Origin of the sequence: Stenotrophomonas maltophilia group sp. RY12688, assembly GCF_052149045.1 — a bacterium.
Taxonomy (GTDB): Bacteria; Pseudomonadota; Gammaproteobacteria; order Xanthomonadales; family Xanthomonadaceae; genus Stenotrophomonas; species Stenotrophomonas sepilia.
Window position 1 is genome coordinate 3,062,763 of the sequence record NZ_CP197389.1, and the last position, 18,697, is coordinate 3,081,459.

Annotated in this window: 19 protein-coding genes; 12 read left to right on the forward strand and 7 right to left on the reverse strand. The window is 67.9% G+C overall.

Annotated features, from left to right (window positions below; all coding sequences use genetic code 11):
- Nucleotides 1-34 precede the first annotated feature (34 nt).
- The 7 genes from ACS0OT_RS14410 (at nt 35) to rnfB (ending at nt 7,688) form a co-directional block, all read left to right on the forward strand.
- On the forward strand, nt 35-1,975 hold the full coding sequence (locus tag ACS0OT_RS14410) for a DUF885 domain-containing protein (RefSeq protein ID WP_111201789.1): 1,941 nt from the start codon (nt 35-37) through the stop codon (nt 1,973-1,975).
- Between the two features lie 16 nt (nt 1,976-1,991).
- Nucleotides 1,992-3,062 (forward strand): serine hydrolase domain-containing protein, encoded by a 1,071-nt coding sequence (locus ACS0OT_RS14415; protein WP_053498963.1) that lies wholly within the window; start codon nt 1,992-1,994, stop codon nt 3,060-3,062.
- Complete coding sequence (gloA2, locus tag ACS0OT_RS14420) at nt 3,059-3,463, forward strand: SMU1112c/YaeR family gloxylase I-like metalloprotein (protein ID WP_053498965.1); 405 nt, start codon at nt 3,059-3,061, stop codon at nt 3,461-3,463. The genes ACS0OT_RS14415 and gloA2 overlap by 4 nt, the downstream gene beginning before the upstream one ends.
- Nucleotides 3,464-3,959: 496 nt before the next feature.
- Nucleotides 3,960-4,403, forward strand: a complete 444-nt coding sequence (locus ACS0OT_RS14425) for a DUF2147 domain-containing protein (protein WP_065179246.1) — start codon at nt 3,960-3,962, stop codon at nt 4,401-4,403.
- A gap of 99 nt (nt 4,404-4,502) precedes the next feature.
- On the forward strand, nt 4,503-6,581 hold the full coding sequence (gene metG / locus ACS0OT_RS14430; protein ID WP_442255870.1) for a methionine--tRNA ligase: 2,079 nt from the start codon (nt 4,503-4,505) through the stop codon (nt 6,579-6,581).
- A gap of 78 nt (nt 6,582-6,659) precedes the next feature.
- Nucleotides 6,660-7,250, forward strand: a complete 591-nt coding sequence (locus tag ACS0OT_RS14435; RefSeq protein WP_065185481.1) for an HAD family hydrolase — start codon at nt 6,660-6,662, stop codon at nt 7,248-7,250.
- A 24-nt stretch (nt 7,251-7,274) separates the two neighbouring features.
- Complete coding sequence (rnfB, locus tag ACS0OT_RS14440; protein WP_005418154.1) at nt 7,275-7,688, forward strand: Rnf electron transport complex subunit RnfB; 414 nt, start codon at nt 7,275-7,277, stop codon at nt 7,686-7,688.
- A gap of 50 nt (nt 7,689-7,738) precedes the next feature.
- On the opposite strand, the gene ACS0OT_RS14445 is transcribed toward rnfB, so the two are convergent.
- The gene (locus ACS0OT_RS14445; protein ID WP_005418155.1) at nt 7,739-8,086 is read right to left on the reverse strand and encodes a RidA family protein; all 348 of its coding nucleotides are present in this window, start codon (nt 8,084-8,086) and stop codon (nt 7,739-7,741) included.
- A 193-nt stretch (nt 8,087-8,279) separates the two neighbouring features.
- Here ACS0OT_RS14445 and mprF point away from each other — a divergent pair, with 193 nt between their 5' ends.
- Nucleotides 8,280-10,844, forward strand: a complete 2,565-nt coding sequence (gene mprF, locus ACS0OT_RS14450; RefSeq protein ID WP_442255871.1) for a bifunctional lysylphosphatidylglycerol flippase/synthetase MprF — start codon at nt 8,280-8,282, stop codon at nt 10,842-10,844.
- Between the two features lie 71 nt (nt 10,845-10,915).
- Here the strand turns inward: mprF and ACS0OT_RS14455 are convergent, their stop codons facing one another.
- From ACS0OT_RS14455 to ACS0OT_RS14470, 4 genes are all read right to left on the reverse strand, one after another.
- Nucleotides 10,916-12,262, reverse strand: coding sequence for a virulence factor family protein (locus ACS0OT_RS14455; RefSeq protein ID WP_188248500.1), 1,347 nt, complete (start codon nt 12,260-12,262; stop codon nt 10,916-10,918).
- Between the two features lie 78 nt (nt 12,263-12,340).
- Nucleotides 12,341-12,958, reverse strand: coding sequence for a DUF998 domain-containing protein (locus tag ACS0OT_RS14460; RefSeq protein ID WP_005418159.1), 618 nt, complete (start codon nt 12,956-12,958; stop codon nt 12,341-12,343).
- Complete coding sequence (locus ACS0OT_RS14465; protein WP_049415754.1) at nt 12,955-13,128, reverse strand: oxidoreductase-like domain-containing protein; 174 nt, start codon at nt 13,126-13,128, stop codon at nt 12,955-12,957. The genes ACS0OT_RS14460 and ACS0OT_RS14465 overlap by 4 nt, the downstream gene beginning before the upstream one ends.
- A gap of 49 nt (nt 13,129-13,177) precedes the next feature.
- Nucleotides 13,178-13,780: an HD domain-containing protein gene (locus ACS0OT_RS14470; protein WP_065179250.1), complete on the reverse strand. Its 603-nt coding sequence runs from the start codon at nt 13,778-13,780 to the stop codon at nt 13,178-13,180.
- 229 nt (nt 13,781-14,009) lie between these two features.
- On the opposite strand from ACS0OT_RS14470, the gene ACS0OT_RS14475 reads away from it, so the two are divergent.
- A complete protein-coding gene (locus ACS0OT_RS14475) occupies nt 14,010-15,161 on the forward strand; it encodes a transglutaminase-like domain-containing protein (protein ID WP_139727467.1) in 1,152 nt (383 codons plus the stop codon).
- A 7-nt stretch (nt 15,162-15,168) separates the two neighbouring features.
- Here ACS0OT_RS14475 and ACS0OT_RS14480 read toward each other — a convergent pair whose 3' ends face one another.
- On the reverse strand, nt 15,169-15,504 hold the full coding sequence (locus ACS0OT_RS14480) for a zinc ribbon domain-containing protein YjdM (RefSeq protein ID WP_442255872.1): 336 nt from the start codon (nt 15,502-15,504) through the stop codon (nt 15,169-15,171).
- A 179-nt stretch (nt 15,505-15,683) separates the two neighbouring features.
- Here ACS0OT_RS14480 and ACS0OT_RS14485 point away from each other — a divergent pair, with 179 nt between their 5' ends.
- The 3 genes from ACS0OT_RS14485 to ACS0OT_RS14495 all read left to right on the forward strand — a co-directional run bounded on the left by ACS0OT_RS14485 (nt 15,684) and on the right by ACS0OT_RS14495 (nt 17,762).
- Nucleotides 15,684-17,045, forward strand: a complete 1,362-nt coding sequence (locus ACS0OT_RS14485) for an Hsp70 family protein (RefSeq protein WP_442255873.1) — start codon at nt 15,684-15,686, stop codon at nt 17,043-17,045.
- Nucleotides 17,046-17,274: 229 nt separating this feature from the next.
- Nucleotides 17,275-17,568 carry a YkgJ family cysteine cluster protein gene (locus ACS0OT_RS14490; protein WP_080104338.1) on the forward strand — a complete coding sequence of 98 codons (294 nt, stop codon included), beginning with the start codon at nt 17,275-17,277 and terminating at the stop codon, nt 17,566-17,568.
- Between the two features lie 11 nt (nt 17,569-17,579).
- The gene (locus ACS0OT_RS14495) at nt 17,580-17,762 is read left to right on the forward strand and encodes a hypothetical protein (RefSeq protein WP_005410566.1); all 183 of its coding nucleotides are present in this window, start codon (nt 17,580-17,582) and stop codon (nt 17,760-17,762) included.
- A gap of 49 nt (nt 17,763-17,811) precedes the next feature.
- Here ACS0OT_RS14495 and ACS0OT_RS14500 read toward each other — a convergent pair whose 3' ends face one another.
- Nucleotides 17,812-18,693 (reverse strand): DUF4097 family beta strand repeat-containing protein, encoded by an 882-nt coding sequence (locus ACS0OT_RS14500; protein WP_235646271.1) that lies wholly within the window; start codon nt 18,691-18,693, stop codon nt 17,812-17,814.
- Nucleotides 18,694-18,697: the final 4 nt, after the last annotated feature.

Genomic DNA, 18,697 nt, shown 5'->3' on the forward strand with positions numbered 1-18,697 from the left:
AAGCTCCACGGTCTGTGTTCCACGGAAGCTCCTGATGCCGCATCCCACCCGCGCCCTGGCCGCCGCCATTGCCGCGTTGTTCCTGTTCAGTGCCATGCCGTCGGCCGAAGCAGCGAAGAAAAAGGCCAGCCGCCCTGCCGCTGCGCAGACCCGCCAGGCTGCCAAGCCCAAGGCCAGGCCCGCCCGCGCCACCGCGCCGGCGCGTGGCAGCTCGGCGCGCCGCGCCGCGCCCCGCCCGGTCGCCCCGGCCCGGGCCGTACCCAAGCAGGTGCAGCTGGAGCGCCTGTACGACGAATACTGGGATGCCTCGATGCGGTTGAATCCACTGCAGGCGACCTTCCAGGGCGAGGCCCGCTACAACGACCAGCTGCCCAACATCCTGTCCGCCGCCTGGCGCCAACAGTCGCACGACTTCACCACGCAATGGCTGGGCAAGGTCGAGAAGCTCGGCAGTGACGGCCTGCAGGGCCAGGACCTGCTCAGCTACGAGATCTTCGTGCGCGACGCGCGCGCATCGCTGGCCGCCGAGCGCTACCCGAGCTGGATGATGCCGATCAGCCAGTACTACAACATCGGCAGCATCATGGCGATCCTCGGCTCCGGTGCGGGCGCGCAGCCATTCAACACCGTCCAGGACTACGACACCTGGTCACGCCGTTCGCTGGGCATTCCCGAGCTGTTCGACCAGGCCATCGACAACATGCGCCAGGGCATGAAGGCCGGCGTGGTGCAACCACGCGACCTGATGGAAAAAGTGCTGCCGCAGCTGGATGCGGTGATCAAGCCGACCGCCGAGGAGAGCATTTTCTGGTCGCCGATCCGCACCATGCCGAACACCATCCCGGCTGAGGACAAGGCGCGCATCAGCGCCGAATACAAGCGCATGATCGAGCTGCGCATCATGCCGGCCTACCGCGCCCTGCGCGGCTTCATCGCCACCGAATACCTGCCGGCCACACGCACCAGCAGCGGCCTGGGCGCATTGCCCGATGGCCAGGCCTGGTACGCCAACCTGATCGTGCAGACCACCGCCAGCGACCAGACCGCCGCACAACTGCATGCGCTGGGCGAACAGCGCGTGCAGGAACTGCAGGCGCAGATCGCCACGGTAATGAAGGACGCCAAGCTGCGCGGTTCTCCCACCAAGCTGCTGCGCAGCATGCGCAACGACCGCCAGTTCCAATACGGCGATGCCAACGCGCTGATCAACCGCTACCGCCAGGTGCAGCAGCAGGTCAGCCTACGCCTGCCGCAGGTGCTGGATACCTTGCCGAAGGCACCGCTGGAGGTCCGTGCGGTGGAGCCGGAGCGCGCACTGACCGCCGCCGCTGCCGCCTATCAGCCGTCGGCGGCCGGGCAACCGGGCGTGCTGTACATCAACACCCGCGACCTGCCCAGCCGCAAGCGCTGGAACGTGCCGGTGCAGTACCTGCATGAAGGGATCCCGGGCCACCACGTCCAGCTGGGCCTGCAGCAGGAGCTGGCCAAGCTGCCACGCTTCCGCCGCCTCGGTGGCGATCTCGCCTTCGTCGAAGGCTGGGGCCTGTACGCCGAAACGCTGGGCGAGGACCTGGGCATCTACACCGATCCCTACGACCGCATCGGCTACCTGTACTCGCGCCTGCTGCGCGCCGCCCGCGTGGTAGCCGATACCGGCGTGAACGCCCAGGGCTGGAGCAAGCAGCAGGCCGTCAGCTACCTGCAGAAGACCGTGGACATGAGCAGTGACGACGCCAACGCCGAGGTGGAGCGGATCATGGCCCAGCCCGGCCAGGCACTATCGAACGTCGCCGGCCTGACCACCATCGTTGCCCTGCGCGACAAGGCCAAGGCGCGCCAGGGCGCCGCCTTCGACCTGCGCCGCTTCCACGCCGAACTGCTGAAGGACGGCTCGATGCCGCTGGACGTGCTTGACCGTAAGATGGAACGCTGGATGGTGCAGCCGGCCAGCACTACGCCCACGCCTTCACCTTGACCCCTCCGGAGCCGTCATGCGCCCTGCCGTCGCCCTGTTCGCCGTCGTGCTGGGCCTGCTGCCTTCAACGGGTATCGCCGCACCGGTGCTGAAACCACCGGATGCGGGCATCGACGGCCTGATGCAGGCCTACGACGGCCAGGTACCCGGCGCTGCAGTCCTGGTGCTGCACGACGGGCAAGCGGTGTTCCGCCGTGGCTACGGCCTGGCGGTGGTGGAGGACGGCACCGCCGTCACCCCGGCCAGCAACTTCCGGCTGGCCTCGGTCAGCAAGCAGTTCACCGCTGCGGCGGTGCTGCTGCTGGTGGAGGATGGCCGGCTTGGGCTGGATCAACCTGCCCGGCAGTGGCTGCCCGAACTGCCCCCGGCTGCCGCGGCCATCACGATCCGCCAGCTGCTATCGCACACCGGCGGCCTGCTCGACTACGAAGACCTGATGGATCCGGCTGACACTCGGCAGGTGCATGACGCCGATGTGCTGACCCTGCTGTCGCGCCAGGACCGGCTGAACTTCGCGCCGGGCACGCAGTACCACTACAGCAACAGCGGCTATGCGCTGCTGGCACTGATCGTCGGCCGCGCCTCCGGCCTGGATTTCGCAGCCTTCCTGCAACAGCGCATCTTCCGCCCGCTAGGCATGGCCCACACCGTGGCCCATCAGGACGGCATCGATACCATCGCCGCACGCGCCTATGGCTACAGCTGGATCGATGGCCGCTGGCAGCGCACCGACCAGAGCGCCACCAGTGCCGTGCTCGGCGATGGCGGGATCTACTCCTCGCTGGACGACCTCGCCCGCTGGGATGCGGCGCTGTACGACGACCGCCTGCTGTCGAAGGCCTCGCGCCGCGCGATGTTCAGCCCGGCCACATCGACATCCGAACCGGATGTGCCGCACTACGGCTTCGGATGGCGCCTGAACGGCCCGGTGCAATGGCACAGCGGCGAAAGCATCGGCTTCCGAAATGTGATCGTGCGATACCCGGAAAAGCACTTGACCGTGATCGTGCTGACCAATCGCAACGATCCCGAACCGTACCCGCTGGCGCAGAAGATCGCCCAGCGCTGGCTGGACACCCTGCAATGAACACCGGTTCCGACGCCCTGCTGGGCATCCACCACGCGGCACTGATCTGCAGCGATTATGCGTGTTCAAAAGACTTCTACGTCCGTATCCTCGGCCTGCGCGTACTGGCCGAGAACCACCGCGCCGCGCGAGACTCCTGGAAGCTGGATCTGGCCCTGCCCGACGGCAGCCAGCTGGAACTGTTCTCGTTCCCCTCGCCACCGCCCCGCCCCAGCCGCCCGGAGGCCCAGGGCCTGCGCCACCTCGCGTTCCGGGTCGCTGCGCTGGAGCCGTTCATCGAACGCCTGGCCAGCCACGGCGTGGACTGCGAACCGATCCGCGTGGACGAATACACCGGCCGCCGCTTCACCTTCTTCGCCGACCCGGATGGCCTGCCGCTGGAGCTGTACGAAGTCGGTTGAGGCCCCGGGGGTCAGATCCCTTTTCCGACGGAAAAGGGATCTGACCCCATCGCCGACCCCATCGCCGCCACCGGAAACATCATCCACGCATGGCGTGGATCTACCGTGTCGACCAAGGTCGACACCTACCAACAGCCGAAGGAATTTGTCAGAGGTGGGGCGGTGTGGGTGGGCAGGACCGTTGGCGCCATGGATGGCGCCATCGAGCCCCCAAGGGTGAGGGCGCTTTGCTTGCGAAGCACTGCTTCGCAAGCGCCCGAACGCCCAGCCGCCAGCGGCTGGGCCGGACCGCGGAGCGGAGTTTACGGCGTGTCCTGCCCACCCACACCGCCCCGCCATCCCACGGAATCCCGCCGTTGAGGTTGCCGGCCAGCGGCCGGCACTACCGCGGGTGCAGGGCGCAACCCTGCAACGCCCCCCTTCCCCATACTCCGCCGAATGGGTATACAGTCGACCCATGCCGGCACCGTGCCGGAATGAACCCTGGGAGGGGACCATGCGCAAGACCTTCAAGACCCTGCTGCTGGCATTGCCGATGTGCCTGGCCGCACTCTCGGCGCAGGCCGCCGACGGCGCCGCCGGCCGCTGGAAGACCATCGACGACAAGACCGGCAAGGTGAAGTCGATCGTCGAGATCACCCAGGCCCCCAACGGCACGCTGACCGGCAAGGTGGTCGACATCCTGCACTCGGACAAGGGCCCGAACCCGGTCTGTGACGGCTGTGAAGGCGCCAACAGGAACAAGCCGGTGAAGGGCATGACCATCCTCTGGAACCTGAAGGCCGACGGCGCCAACAAGTGGTCCGGCGGCACCATCCTCGACCCGGCCAACGGCAAGACCTACAAGTCGAAGATGGAACTGCAGCCCGGCGGCACCCGGCTGGACGTGTCCGGCTGCATCGCCTTCATCTGCCGCGCGCAGACCTGGCAGCGCGAATAAGCGCCCCGCACCTCCGTCAACCCGTGACCCGGCCCCGGCCGGGTCACGTCGTTGCGGGCATGCGATAATCTGCGGTTCCCCTCGGATCCACCCGCGACCATGACCCGTACCGCGCTCGTCACCACCGCCCTGCCCTACGCCAACGGCCCGCTGCACCTGGGCCACCTGGTCGGCTACATCCAGGCTGACATCTGGGTACGTGCGCGGCGAATGAGCGGCGGCAGGACCTGGTTCGTCTGCGCCGATGACACCCACGGCACACCGATCATGCTGGCCGCGGAAAAGGCCGGGGTCACCCCGGAAACCTTCATCGCCAACATCCAGGCCAGCCACGAACGTGACTTCGCCGCCTTCGGCGTGGCCTTCGACCACTACGACTCGACCAATTCGGCGGCCAACAAGGCGTTGACCGAGCAGTTCTACCTGAAGCTGGAAGCGACCGGCCACATCAGCCGCCGTTCGGTCGCGCAGTTCTACGACCCGGCCAAGGGCATGTTCCTGCCCGACCGCTACGTCAAGGGCATCTGTCCGAACTGCGGCAGTCCCGACCAGTACGGCGACAACTGCGAAGTCTGCGGCGCGACCTACGCACCGACCGACCTGAAGGAACCGCGTTCGGTCATCTCCGGTGCCACGCCGGAAATGCGCGATTCGGAGCACTTCTTCTTCGAGGTGGGTCACTTCGATGCGTTCCTGCGCGAATGGCTGGCCGGCGATGTCGCCCTGCCGGGCGTGAAGGCCAAGCTGGGCGAGTGGCTCAATGCCGAGGGTGGCCTGCGCGCGTGGGACATCTCGCGCGATGCGCCGTACTTCGGCTTCCAGATTCCCGGCCAGCCGGGCAAGTACTTCTATGTCTGGCTGGATGCACCGATCGGCTACCTGTCCAGCTTCCAGACCCTGTGCGGCAGGATCGGTGAGGACTTCGAAGCGCACCTGCGTGCCGGCACCGCCACCGAACTGCACCACTTCATCGGCAAGGACATCGTCAACTTCCATGGCCTGTTCTGGCCGGCGGTACTGCACGGAACCGGCCACCGCGCGCCGACCCGCCTGCACGTCAACGGCTACCTGACCGTGGACGGCGCCAAGATGAGCAAGTCGCGCGGCACCTTCGTGATGGCCCGTACCTTCCTCGATGCCGGCCTGGAGCCGGAAGCGCTGCGCTACTACTACGCCGCCAAGTCCGGCGGTGGCGTCGACGATCTCGACCTGAACCTGGGCGACTTCATCGCCCGCGTCAACGCCGACCTGGTCGGCAAGTTCGTCAACCTGGCCAGCCGCTGCGCCGGCTTCATCAGCAAGCGCTTTGACGGCCAGCTGGCCGCGCAGCTGCCCGACGCGGCGCAGTACCAGCGCTTCGTCGATGGGCTGGCGCCGATCCGTGAAGCCTACGAGCGCAACGACCCGGCTGCGGCGATCCGCTTGACCATGACCCTGGCCGACGAAGCCAACCGCTACATCGACGACGTCAAGCCGTGGGTCATCGCCAAGCAGGAAGGCGCCGATGCGCAGCTGCAGGCCGTGTGCAGCCAGGGCCTGAACCTGTTCCGCGTGCTGGTCACCGCCCTGAAGCCGGTGCTGCCGGCCACCGCCGCGCAGGCCGAGGCCTTCCTGGCCGCGCCGGTGAACGACTGGACCGAGCTGGCGCAACCGCTGCTGGGACACCGCATCACCGAGTACACCCCGCTGTTCACCCGTATTGACCCGAAGAAGATTGACGCCATGATCGACGCCTCCAAGGACACCCTGCAGCCGGCGGTTGCCGCTGCCCCCGCTGCCAAGCCGGCCGCCCCGGCCCCGGCCCCGGCCCCGGCCAAGGACGAAGCAAAGAGCGCCGACGCGCCGGCCTACATCGGCATCGACGATTTCGCCAAGCTCGACCTGCGCATCGGCAAGGTGCTGGTCTGCGAGTTCGTGGAAGGTTCGGACAAGCTGCTGCGCTTCGAACTGGACGCCGGCGAGCTGGGCAAGCGCCAGATCTTCTCCGGCATCCGTGGCAGCTACGGCGAACCGGAGAAGCTGGTGGGCCGCAGCGTGGTGTTCATCGCCAACCTGGCCCCGCGCAAGATGCGCTTCGGCCTGAGCGAAGGCATGATCCTGTCGGCCGGCTTCGACGGTGGCGCACTGGCGCTGCTGGACGCCGACAGCGGCGCGCAGCCGGGCATGCCGGTTCGCTGATGCCTGCAGCGGGCGTGGTTACGGCCGCGCCCGCCGGCAGCTCCGGCCCCGGGAGGCAACGCGATGGGAAGCAACGCAATGGAACTGGCGCTGTTCGACTTCGACCACACCGTGACCACCTGCGATACCTATGGCCGCTTCCTGCGCCGCGTGGCCACCGCCGAACAGCTGGCACAGGCATGGTGGAAAGTCGGGCCGTGGCTGGCCGCGTACAGGTTGAAGCTGATCTCGGCCGAACGCATCCGTGCACGCGTCACCCGCCTGACCTTCAGTGACCGCCACAGCGATGACATCGCCACGCTGGCCGCAGGCTTCTCGCGCGAGTTCCTGCCCGACGTGGTGCGCCCGGAAATGCTGGAGCAGATCCGTTGGCACAAGGAACAGCAGCACACCGTCGTGATCGTGTCCGGCTCGCTGGACCTGTACCTGCGGCCGTGGTGCGAGGAGCTGGGCCTGCAGCTGATCTGCAACCGGCTGGAAAGCCAGGACGGCCGCCTGACCGGCCGTTACGCTGGTGGCGACTGCGGCCCGCGCAAGGTCGAGCACATCCGCCGCCAGTTCGATCTGTCGCGCTACGTGCGCATCCATGCCTACGGTGACAGTTCCGAAGACAAGCCGATGCTGGCGCTGGCCCACGAGCGCTGGTTCCGCGGCAAGCCCCTGAAATAACCCAACGCGCAGCCTTCGCCACGCATGAGCCTGATCCCGCCCCTGACCGAACGCCTCGACCGCCTGCTGCCGCAGACCCAATGCGGGCAATGCGGCTATGACGGCTGCCGCCCGTATGCGCAGGCAATGGCACGTGGCGAGGCCGGTGTGGACCGCTGCCCGCCGGGTGGCGACGCCGGTGCACGGGCGTTGGCGCAGGTGCTGGGTGTACCGGCGATTCCGTTCGATCGTTCGCGCGGCGAGCACAAGGCGGCCCAGGTGGCGTTGATCGTCGAAGCCGACTGCATCGGCTGCACCAAGTGCATCCAGGCCTGCCCGGTGGACGCCATCGTCGGCGGCGCCAAGTACATGCACACGGTCATTGCCGACCTGTGCACCGGCTGCGAGCTGTGCATCCCGCCGTGCCCGGTGGACTGCATCGAGCTGGTGCGCCTGTAACAGGGGTCAGATCCCTTTCCGCAGGAAAGGGATCTGACCCCATCCCGCAGTTACGGCACCGCTGCCGTCACCACGATCTCGACCTTCCACTCGGCGTGGGCGAGCTTGGCTTCGAAGGTTGCGCGGGCCGGAGTCGCGCCCTCGACCACCCACTCGTCCCACGCCTTGTTCATGCCGTCGAAGTCGGCGATGTCGGCCAGGAACACTTCCGCACGCAGCACGTGCTGGCGATCACTGGCGACCAGCGCCAGCAGCTTGTCGATCTCCGCCAGCACCTGCCGGGTCTGGCCGGTGATGTCCTGGCTGGTGTCTTCCGGAATCTGGCCGGAGAGGTAGGCGACCTTGTTGTACACGGTCATTTCGGACATGCGCGGTCCGACGTCGTAACGCTCCATCATGGGCGTGGCTCCTGCGGGTGATCAGGCCCGCATTGTCCTCCAATCCGGTCAACGGTGGGTGCACGGGTCGCCCGCGCGACGCGTCACTACCGGGCTCCGACACATCTGCTGGTCAAATGGCGGCGACAGGCGCACGATGCGCCACGCCCCGCGTTGACACCGCACTCGCCCCTCCTGACGCACCCTTGCGCCGATGACCGCAGCCACCAACCCCGCCGCCGCTTCCTCCACCCCGACATGGAAGCGGGTCCTCACCATTGTCGTTCCACTGCTGATCCTCTCGCTGGCCCTGCATGGCCTGGCCAGTGAATTCGATGAGCACGGCTACCGCGCCATCCGCCAGGCGTTCCGCCAGCTCAGTGGCCTGCAGATCACGCTCACCGTGATGCTCGGCCTGGCCAGCTACGCCTGCCTGATCGGCTTCGATGCCATCGGCCTGCGCCGCAGCGGCATCCGCGTGCATCCGGCACGCATCGGCATTACCGCCTTCCTTGCGCATACGCTGGGCCAGACGGTGGGCTTTGCCGCGTTGACCGGTGGCGCAGTGCGCCTGCGTGGCTACCGCAGCGCCGGCCTGGACCTGGCGCAGATCGGCCAGGTGGTGCTGATGAGCACGCTCGGTTTCGTGTTCGGTGCGTGGCTGTTGATCAGCGTGGCGCTCTGTATGGAACCGGCGGCAGCGGCGTTGGCATTGCCACTGAATCCCGATGCCGTGCGCATCGTCGGCATCGTCGCCCTGCTCGCCTATCTGGGTACCGTGCTGCTGGTCGGTCGCGATGGACGGCAGTTCAGCGTGTTCGGCCATGCGTTGTGGCTACCCGACCGCCGCACCATGCTCGGCGTCACCGTGCTCAGCGTGATCGAGCTGGTGCTGGCCAGCGCCGCGTTCTATGTGCTGCTGCCGGACTCGACGCCCACCGGCCTGCCCGGCTTCGTCGGCCTGTACCTCGTCGCGGTACTGGCCGGCCTGGTCTCGACCGTGCCGGCCGGCCTGGGCGTGTTCGAATGGAGCCTGTTGAAGCTGTTGCCCCAGGTGGCACCGGCGGCGGTGCTGGCGGCCGCGTTGATCTACCGCGTGACCTATTACGTACTACCGCTGGTGCTGGCCACGTTGCTCGCCCTTGCGCCCGCGCTGCGCCAGCCGCTGCAGGCCAGTGCCGGGGCAACCCGCGCCGGCTGGAACGCACTGCGCCCATGGTTGCCGCAGATCATCGCGCTGGCGGTGTTCAGCATCGGCGCCGCGCTGGTCATCGACGGCACGCTGCCCACGCCACGCCGGCACCTGGTGAATGCCTCGCTGCCGATCCTGGAAACCTCGCACCTGATCGGCAGCCTCAGTGGTGTCGCGCTGCTGCTGATCGGGCAGGGCCTGGCCCGGCGCAGCCACGCGGCGTGGATGCTGGCGATGGCGGTGTGCGTGGTCACCCCGCTGCCGCTGTGGCTGCGCGGTGGCCAACCGTTGATCGCCGTCTCGGCGGTGCTGGTGGCGATGGCGCTGTGGGCCGCGCGCCGCGAGTTCTACCGCCAGGGTGCGCTGCTGGATGAAGCCTGGTCCTGGCCGTGGCTGCGCAACCTGGGCCTGGTGCTGGTGGCGGTGACCTGGCTGCTGTTCTTCACCTACAGCCATGTCGAATACCAGAACGAGCTGTGGTGGCAGTTCGCGGTCTCCGGCAACGCACCGCGCGCGTTGCGCGCGTTGCTGGTGGTGGCCATCGCGCTGGTGATGTTCGGCCTGGCGCGGCTGCTGCACAGCACGCGTAGCCCGCTGCCCGCCGCCGATGAAGCGACGCTGCAATCGCTGGCGCCGGTCCTGGCCGGTGCCACCGACACCCAGGCCTGCCTGGTGCTGACCGCTGACAAGGCAGTGCTGCGCGATGAAGCGAAACTCGGCTTCGTGATGATGCAGCGCTATGGGGGTTCGCTGATCGCGATGGGCGACCCGGTCGGCCCGCCGGACGTCGCCCGCGCATTGATCTGGCGCTTCCGCGAGGAAGCCGACCGCCTCGGCCTGCGCCCCGTCTTCTACCAGGTCGGCGAGACTTACTGGCAGACCTATCTCGACCTTGGCCTGGGGCTGGTCAAGCTGGGCGAAGAAGCGATGGTGCCGCTGCATGATTTCGGCCTGGAAGGGCGCGAGCGCGCCGACCTGCGCCAGGCCTGGAACCGGGGCAAGCGGGGTGGCCTGTCCTTCCGCGTGGCGCCCGTGGAGGAAATTCCCAGCCTGCTGCCGCGCCTGCACGCGATCTCCAACGCATGGCTGGAAGACAAGGCCGGCGACGAAAAGGGCTTCTCGCTCGGCAGCTACGACCCGGATTACCTGGTGCGCTTCCCGGTGGCGCTGGTCGAGGCCGAAGGCCAGATCGTGGCCTTCGCCAACCTGTGGCAGGCACCGGCCGGCGCCGAGCTGTCGGTGGACCTGATGCGCCACGTCAGCGAAGCACCGAAGGGCACGATGGACTTCCTCTTCATCGAGCTGTTCCTGTGGGGCCGCGCACAGGGCTATGCACGTTTCTCGCTGGGCATGGCGCCGCTTTCCGGGCTGGCACAGCATCGTCTGGCTGGCCGCTGGAACCGGCTGGCCGGCCTGCTGGCGCGGCATGGCGAACGTTTCTACGGGTTCAGTGGCCTGCGCCGCTTCAAGTCGAAGTTCGATCCGCAATGGCGGCCGCGCTATCTCGCCGCGCCCGGCGGCATGCACCTGCCGGCGGCGCTGCTGGACGCCACGCGTCTGATCTCTCTGGACCCGCGGCGCAACTGACGACCCGCGCCACCCGGCAGGTGTCGACCTTGGTCGACACGGCGGCGACAGTGGTCGGGCATGGCTTGACGCTACGCCCCGCCCTTGAGGATCACCTCGGCCAGCCGATCATAGTCACCGCCGAAATGGTGGTCGCCCGGCAGCTTCACCCGCTTCACGCCGTCATTGGCCGGCAGGTCCGGGCACAGTGCGTCCTCGTCCTTGTCGCCATATACGCACAGGGTTCGTTCCGCCGGCAGCCTGGCCACTTCCGGAGCGATCGGCAGGCCATCGCCGCCGCCGCCCAGCCAGTTGCTGACATGGAATTCGAAGTCGGCCTTCCTGCCTACCGACAGCAGCACGATGCGGTCCAGCGCCTCTCGGGTACCCGCGTCGAGCTGGTTGATGGTGGCCGGCAGCACGTCGGCACCCTGCGAAAAACCGATCAGCATCACCTTGTCGCGGTGCCACTGCTGGCGGTAGTGGTCGATGATCTTCTGCAGGTCAGCGGCGAAGCCCTTCGGCGTGCGCTCGCTCCAGAAGTAGCGCAACGAGTCGATGCCGACCACGGCCACGCCGTGCTCGTTGAGCGACGACGCCACGTCCTTGTCCAGGCCGGCCCAGCCACCATCGCCGGAAACGAATACCGCCAGCGTATCGCCGCTACCGGTCGCCGGTACTTCCACCACCGGCAGGCCTTTCAGCGCGGCCGGCGGCGGTGCCAGACTGACCCCGGCCTGCGCGCCGATCACCCGCGCCGCGGCCACCAGACCGGGTGAGGCATCACCGCGCGCGGTTCGCTTGAATTCGCGTGCCATAGCGACCTGCTGAACGAACCGACTGGCCTCGCCCACCTTGCAGCCGTGATCGCCAGCGGCACTCAACCACGGAAAATTCAGTTCGGCGGGCTGCAGCGTGTTGTGCTTCACACCATCGCCGCAGACCATGCGCTCATGGTTGTGGTCCGGGCAGAAGCCGGTGGTCAGCAGGCCGGCAAACACCTGGGTGTCGGCCTGCGCCGCGAGCGAATAGGCCATCTCGGCACCCTCGCCGTCACCGCCGACCAGCGGCAGGTGGTAGCCGGGCAGATGCAGGGACGCCTGCAGCCAGCGCGAGAAGTTCTCGACGTCACCGGCGCCGAACGAGCAGGTCGGATCACCCTCGCGCTTGAGCACCCCGCGCAGGTGCGCGATGTCCACAGCGGCAACGATGGCGCCGTCGGCACGCAGGGCTTCGATCGGCAGGCGGCTGGTGTCACCCCCTGGGGTGGGCTCGTGGAACCAGATCACCACCCGCTGCGGCGTGCCTGCCGGCATGTGCACCGGAATCTGCTCGAACCGCCCGTGGCTGAACTGCTGCACGTTGGCCGCCGCCATTGCCGGCAGCGCCGCCAGCGCCAGAACCACACCCATTGCCCTGCCCAGCCCTGCACGCTTCATATCGCATCCCCGATGGAATGCGCACACGATACGCCGCCACCGCGTGCACGGCACGTACCGGTGCAGGCCGTTGGCGATTCAGTCGGCCGTGGTACGCCGACTGCGCCGGTACAGTGCCAGCGCCAGGTACAGCAGCCAGCCTACGATCACCACGATCACGACCTTCTGGCCCAGCCCGCGCGGCGGACCGGCGCGCCACAACACATGCAGCCACAACAGTACGAACGCCAGCCAGGCCCAGCCCCAGAGCAGGCTCGCGGCGGACTGCCAACCCGGTTCGCGGCGCAGGTACCAGGCCTGCAGCAGCATGCCGACGCTGGCACACAGGAACGCCGTGTTGGCCGCCAGCCCGTGGATGAACGGTGCCAGCAGCGGCGTCGCTTCCGGCAGCCAGCTGTCACCGATGGCGACCGTGGCCAGGCCCAGTGCCGAGACAGTGAACAGCAGCGGCGCCGCCGCGCTGCGCCGCGGGCCGACGCTGCCCCGGTAGAGGCTGATGCCGAGCAGGGCGATCGCCAATGCCAGCAGGCAGTAGGCCGCGCGCAATGCCAGCCCCCACGGCCCGTGCAGATAGAGGCTGAGCGTGGCCCGCACCCAGTCCAGATCGGTGCGTGCGAACTGGGTCCACAGCGCGGTGGCCACGAACAGCAGCAGCGCCGCCAGCGCCAGCAGTGCCGCTGGGCGCGCGCGGCTCATGTGGACGCCTCCGGGTGCCGCGCCAGCCATTCGGCCAACGCCTTGCGATAGCGCTGCAGCTCGTCGGCATACAGGTCCAGCACACATAGCGGGCAACCGCTGCCGCAACATTCGTTCGGACCGGGCTCTTCCGGCGGCAGCGGACGGGGATCGGGATCAGGGACGGACACGGTTGGAAGCGGCAATCGGTGGAAACGGGCCCCAGTGTACCGGGCTGGTTCAGCGGCCCAGCTGCCGGCGCAGGTTGTCGCGCGCGGCAGAGTCGAGGCGCTGGTGGAAGAATTCGCTGAGGAAGATGCGCGGTGCACGCAGCAGGCCCTGCAGGAAACGGCGGCGGCCGGCGCGATACAGGAAGCCTGGCACCACGCCCTTGTACTCTTCGGCCACGCCGCGGTCATAGGCGCTGAACACCGGCTCCGGCGCGGCCAGGATCGCCATGTCGCAGTCCAGGAACAACGCGGCCTCGGCATCGACATCGTCCGGGGCGAGCTCGCCATGGCGGGCAGTCAGCAGAATCAGCTGCTCGACCCGGGCCGCGTCGACCGTGGCAAGTTCCGGCGCCTGTGCGATCGCCTGCAGGGCCAGCTGCGCCGAACGCGCTTCGTTGTCCTTTCGCCCCGCCACATAGATCGCATCGTGGTAGAGCGCGGCCAGGTAGACCTCGGCCGGCTGCTGCCAGCCTGGACCGTCGGCAACCTCCTGGCAGTGCTGCAGCACCGCACGCACGTGGCCGAAGTGATGGTAGGCACGTGGTGGCGTTGCATAGCTGTCCTGCAGCGCCTGCCACTGCGCCGGAGCGAGCGTCAGCGGGGAGAAGTCCATGACCGGATCATCCCGCCTGCGCCGGTAGCGGGCAAGCCGGCCATTTTTTCACCACACCCTCACAACGCTCTCCGCACGGGGCCCCAACGCGGTTGTCCACAGCTTTGTCGAGCGCTGGTCCACACCGGCTGTGGATGAACGCGCGGACCGACCAGCGGTCACTGCAGGGGTGCGCGCACAGGTCTACACTCGCCTCAGGCGGGAGCGCCCGCCGCTGCCGGGAGCCGTCATGTACCGTCCTGCCGCCCGATCCGTTCTGCTCGCATTGGCCGCACTGGCGGCACCCTCCGCGATCGCACTGAACCCTGACGCGAGCGAAGCCCCTGCGGTCGCTGCCAGCACCACCGCGCCGACGATTCCAACACCGCATCAGGTGTTCGCGATTCCACCGGCCATGCTCGATATGCTGCACACCCAGGTGACCCGTCGCAGCTATTCGCGCGAGCAGCGCCTGCAGGCGCTGGTGGAGATGATCTTCGACCGCCATGGCATGGACCTGCAGTACGACGCCGACGCGACCCTTACTGTCAGCGAAATCTGGCAGCAGCGACGCGCCAACTGCCTGGCCTTCACCCTGATGTTCGTCGCACTGGCACGCGAAGCCGGCATCCAGGCGCGCGTGCAGGAAGTTGGCCAGGTGGTGTCGTGGTACCAGGACCAGGCCCAGGGCCTGGTCTACAGCGTAGGCCACGTCAATGCCGGGGTCGGCTTTGCCGGCCGCTTCGCCACCGTCGATCTGGATCGCAATGTGCTGTACGACCGCCGCGGGCCGCTGCCGATCAGCCAGGCGCGGGCGTTGGCGCACTTCTACAACAATCGCGGTGCCGAACGCATGGCCAGCGGCGACCTGGCAGGCGCACGTACCTTCTTCGATACCGCGCTGGCGCAGGACGGCAGCTTCGCTGCCACCTGGAACAACCTGGGCGTGCTGGAAAACCGCACGGGCGATACCGCCGCTGCACGCCGGGCTCTGGAAAGGGCGCTGCGACTGGACGGCCGCCAGGATGCTGCACTCACCAACGCCAGCGCCCTCTACCGCAAGCTCGGCATGATTGCGCAGGCCCAGGCGCTGGAGCAGCGGTTGCAATCGGTGCAGCGCGAAGACCCATTCGCGCAGTACATGCTCGGTGCCGAGGCCGAACGCGCCGGGCAACTGCAGCAGGCGATCCGCTATTACCGGCAGGCCGTGCGCCTGTACGACACCGCGCACCAGTTCCACTTCGGTCTGGCGCGGGTCTATTTCCTGGCGGGCCAGCTCAAGCACGCCGATCGTGAGCTGCTGCGTGCACAGGAACTGGGCGGGGCGCCGCAGCAGGCGCGCTACCAGGCCAAGCTGGACAGCCTGGCCCGCTGGCGCGCACAGCAGCAGGCCCGGCGCTGAAGGCCGGTCAGGCCTTCTTGAGGAAGCAGGTCTTCAGGACCAGGCCCTTGATCTTGTCCGAATTGCCTTCGATGTGCTCGGCATCGTCCTCCACCAAACGGATGTTGCGGATCACGGTGCCCTGCTTGAGCGGGATCGAGGAGCCCTTCACCCTCAGGTCCTTGATCACGGTGACGGTGTCACCGGCCTGCAGGGTATTGCCGTTGCTGTCACGCACGACCAGGGTCGAACCGGCACTTTCCTCGGCGGTCCATTCGAAGCCGCAGTCGGCGCAGATCCACAGCGCGCCATCGGCGTAGGTGTTTTCCAGGGTGCACTGCGGGCAGGCAGGGACAGAAGACATCAGCAAGTACCTCAAAGTGAATCAACAGCTGCCATTGTAACCGCCCGGCTCCCCCGGCATTTTCCGGGCAGTACGCCGCGACCTCCTTGACCCGGCCCGGAACAGGAAACCGCGGGACCTTGCAGTCAGCGGCGAACTGCAGCAGAGTGCGCGGCCCCTGATCGCCCCCGGAACTCCCCATGCGCCTCGGCATCGACTTCGGTACCAGCAACTCCGCCGCCGCCATCGTGCATGAAGGAAAACTGCTGCCGATCCGCTTCGGCGACGCCGAGCAGTTCCGTAGCAGCGTGTACTTCCCCGGCGTGGTGCCCGACCCGGATGACTTCCAGCTCGATGACGGCCAGGAGCACCAGCTGCAGCAGATGATCGACAGCGCTGCGCGTGCGGCGCGCGCCGCCGGCCAGCAACGCACGCCGCAGGCGCTGCGCCGCGAAGCCCTGCGCGCGCTGCGCCGGGAATGGATGGAAGCCCGTGCCGGCAAGGAACGCAGTGCCAGCGACCTGCTGCAGAATGCGGTCTACGGAGACGAAGCGCTGGAAGCCTATTTCGAGGAACACGAAGGCAACCTGGTGCAGAGCCCGAAATCGATGCTCGGCTACAACCTGCACCCGCGCGCCAAGCAGACCATCACCGGCATCGCCGCGCACATCCTCGAACACATCCGCCTGACCGCCAGCGCCCAGCTCGGCCAGCCGCTGAGAGCGGCCCTGCTTGGCCGTCCGGTGCAGTTCCGCAGCTCGATCGGTGCGGCCGGCAATGACCAGGCGCTGGACATCCTGCGCGAAGCCGCCAGCCAGGCCGGTTTCGACCAGATCGATTTCCTCGAGGAACCGGCCGCGGCGGCCATGCACTATCACGCAGAAAGCCGCGAACGGCACCAGGCCGTGATCGTCGACATCGGCGGCGGTACCACCGATATCGCCCACGCCGAAGTCGGCGGCGACGACGCCCCGCGCATCCACCGCGCCTGGGGCATCGCCCGCGGCGGTACCGACATCGACCTGGCGCTGAGCCTGTCCAGCTACATGCCGCTGTTCGGCCGCGGCATCACCCGCGTGCCCGCCCACCACTATGTGGAAGCGGCCACCGTGCAGGACATGACCCGCCAGCGCGACTTCCGCCAGCACAAGTATGACCATGTCGACAATCCGTGGGGCGCGCGCCTGCAGGCCCTGCAGGACACCGGCAATACCGCCCGCCTGTACCGCGACGTCGAGCGCGCCAAGATCGCCCTCAGCGCCGCCAGCGAACATCGCAGCACGCTGGACTACATCGCCCGCGACCTGCATGCCGACAGCAGCGCCGACGGCCTGGCCGCAGCCGCGCATGGTTATCTGGAGCAGCTCCGGGAGCTGCTGGCCCAGGTCCGCAGCGACATCGGCGGCGACCCGGACGCGGTGTTCCTGACCGGCGGCATGTCCCGCGCCGGGTATCTGCGCCAGGCCGTTGCGGAGGCCTTCCCGGGCGCCCGCATGGTCCACGGCGAGCCCTCGCTGGGCGTGGTCCAGGGCCTTGCTTTGGCGGCAGCAAGCCAGGATTAACAAAACGTTACGCGATCTAAGTTACTCTTGGTCGGCTAGAACCCTGCTGCACCTTCCACCGGCCACGCCGGTGTGTGTCCACGGTGCAGCCTGGCCCGCCCTGCGGGCCTAGCGGCCATGCCTTCCTGGCTCGTTCATGGTCCGCGTACCACCGGAGCCGCCATCGAGACCCGCTTTGGGCACCCGCCAGGCCCCTGAGGCCTTACAACCTGACGCAGCACATGCACCCATCGACTGCCGCCGTTGTGACGCGGTCTGTTGCCGGCTGCCCGTGTTGCTGCAGCCCGGCGACCACGTGCCCGGCCAGTTCCTGTCACGCGACACCCACGGCCGTGCCGTGATGGCGCGCAACGAGGAAGGCTGGTGTGCGGCGATCGATCCCTATCACCTGCGCTGCACGATCTATTCGCAGCGCCCGGCGATCTGCCGCCAGTTCTCGATGGGCGGCAGTGACTGCCGCCGTGAGCGGCAGGACTACCTGCGCCAGGCCGACGCCTGGGCGCTTTCCTCCCCTTCCACCTGACAGGAGCAACCATGCCCCGCAAGGCAAAGACCCCCGCGAAGGCCAGCAACAGCATCCGCAGCGAACGCAAGGGCGCGGCCGCCAGCACCGTGGTCAGCAGCGATTCGATCGCTTCGGACCTGGCAGCGTTCCGCAAGGCCGGTGGCAAGATCGAAGTCCTCGGCACCACCTGGGCGCTGAAGAAAGCCAGCTGACCCAGTACCGACCGCGGCGGCGCTGCCGCCGCGGCCTGCCGGATCGCGCTCAGCGATCCAGGCTTACCCGAACACTGCCCGAATGCGACTGGATGCGGATATCACCGTCGCCGCTGCCCAGCCGCGTATCAAGATGGCTGCCGGGGCCGTAGCGCGGCCGCTCCACCTGCCCGGCATCGCTGTTGATCGACCCGCTGAAGCTGTTCACCGACAGCTGCGCCGAAACCGAGCGTGGCAGGCGCAGGTTGACCGACGCACTCACCGATTCGACATTGATCCGGCCCCCCGGCGCCAGCCCGGCCGCCGACAGATCGATGCTGCCCGATACGGTTTCCACCGCCAACCGCTGCACCCGCCCGGCATCGACCTCGACCCGGCCGGATACCGTCTGTGCACCGATGTCACCGGACACGCCGCCACCGGCTTCGATCCGGCCGCTGACCGTATTCACATCCAGCTTCGGAGTCTGCAGGCGCGCGCTGACACCGCCACTGACCGTATTGAGCCTGCTGTCGCCGCTGCGACCGGAGGCGCTCAGGCTGCCGCTGACCGTGTCGGCCTGCAGGCGACGCACATCGATGCCGCTGATGTCCTGGTTGGCACTGACCGTGCTCAGCAGCAGTTCCACCGAACGCGGCACGTTCAGCACCAGCGTTGCGCCACCGTTGTTGTTGCGACGCGGATACTCGATTTCCCAGCGTACGCGGTTGGCACTCTTCTCCTGGCGCAGCTGGAGGCCATCGCTGAGCGTACCGGTGAGCTGCACGTCGTTGCGGTCCCAGCCACGCACGGTCACTTTGCCGGCCACGTTGCTCAGTTCGATGCGGCCGCCGGCGGCCAGGTTGTGGCGCTCGTCGATCCGGGTGTCAGCCAGGGCCACTGCGGGCAGCAGCAGCAGCGCGCCGCAGCAGGTCATCAGGGTTCGTGTCATCGGG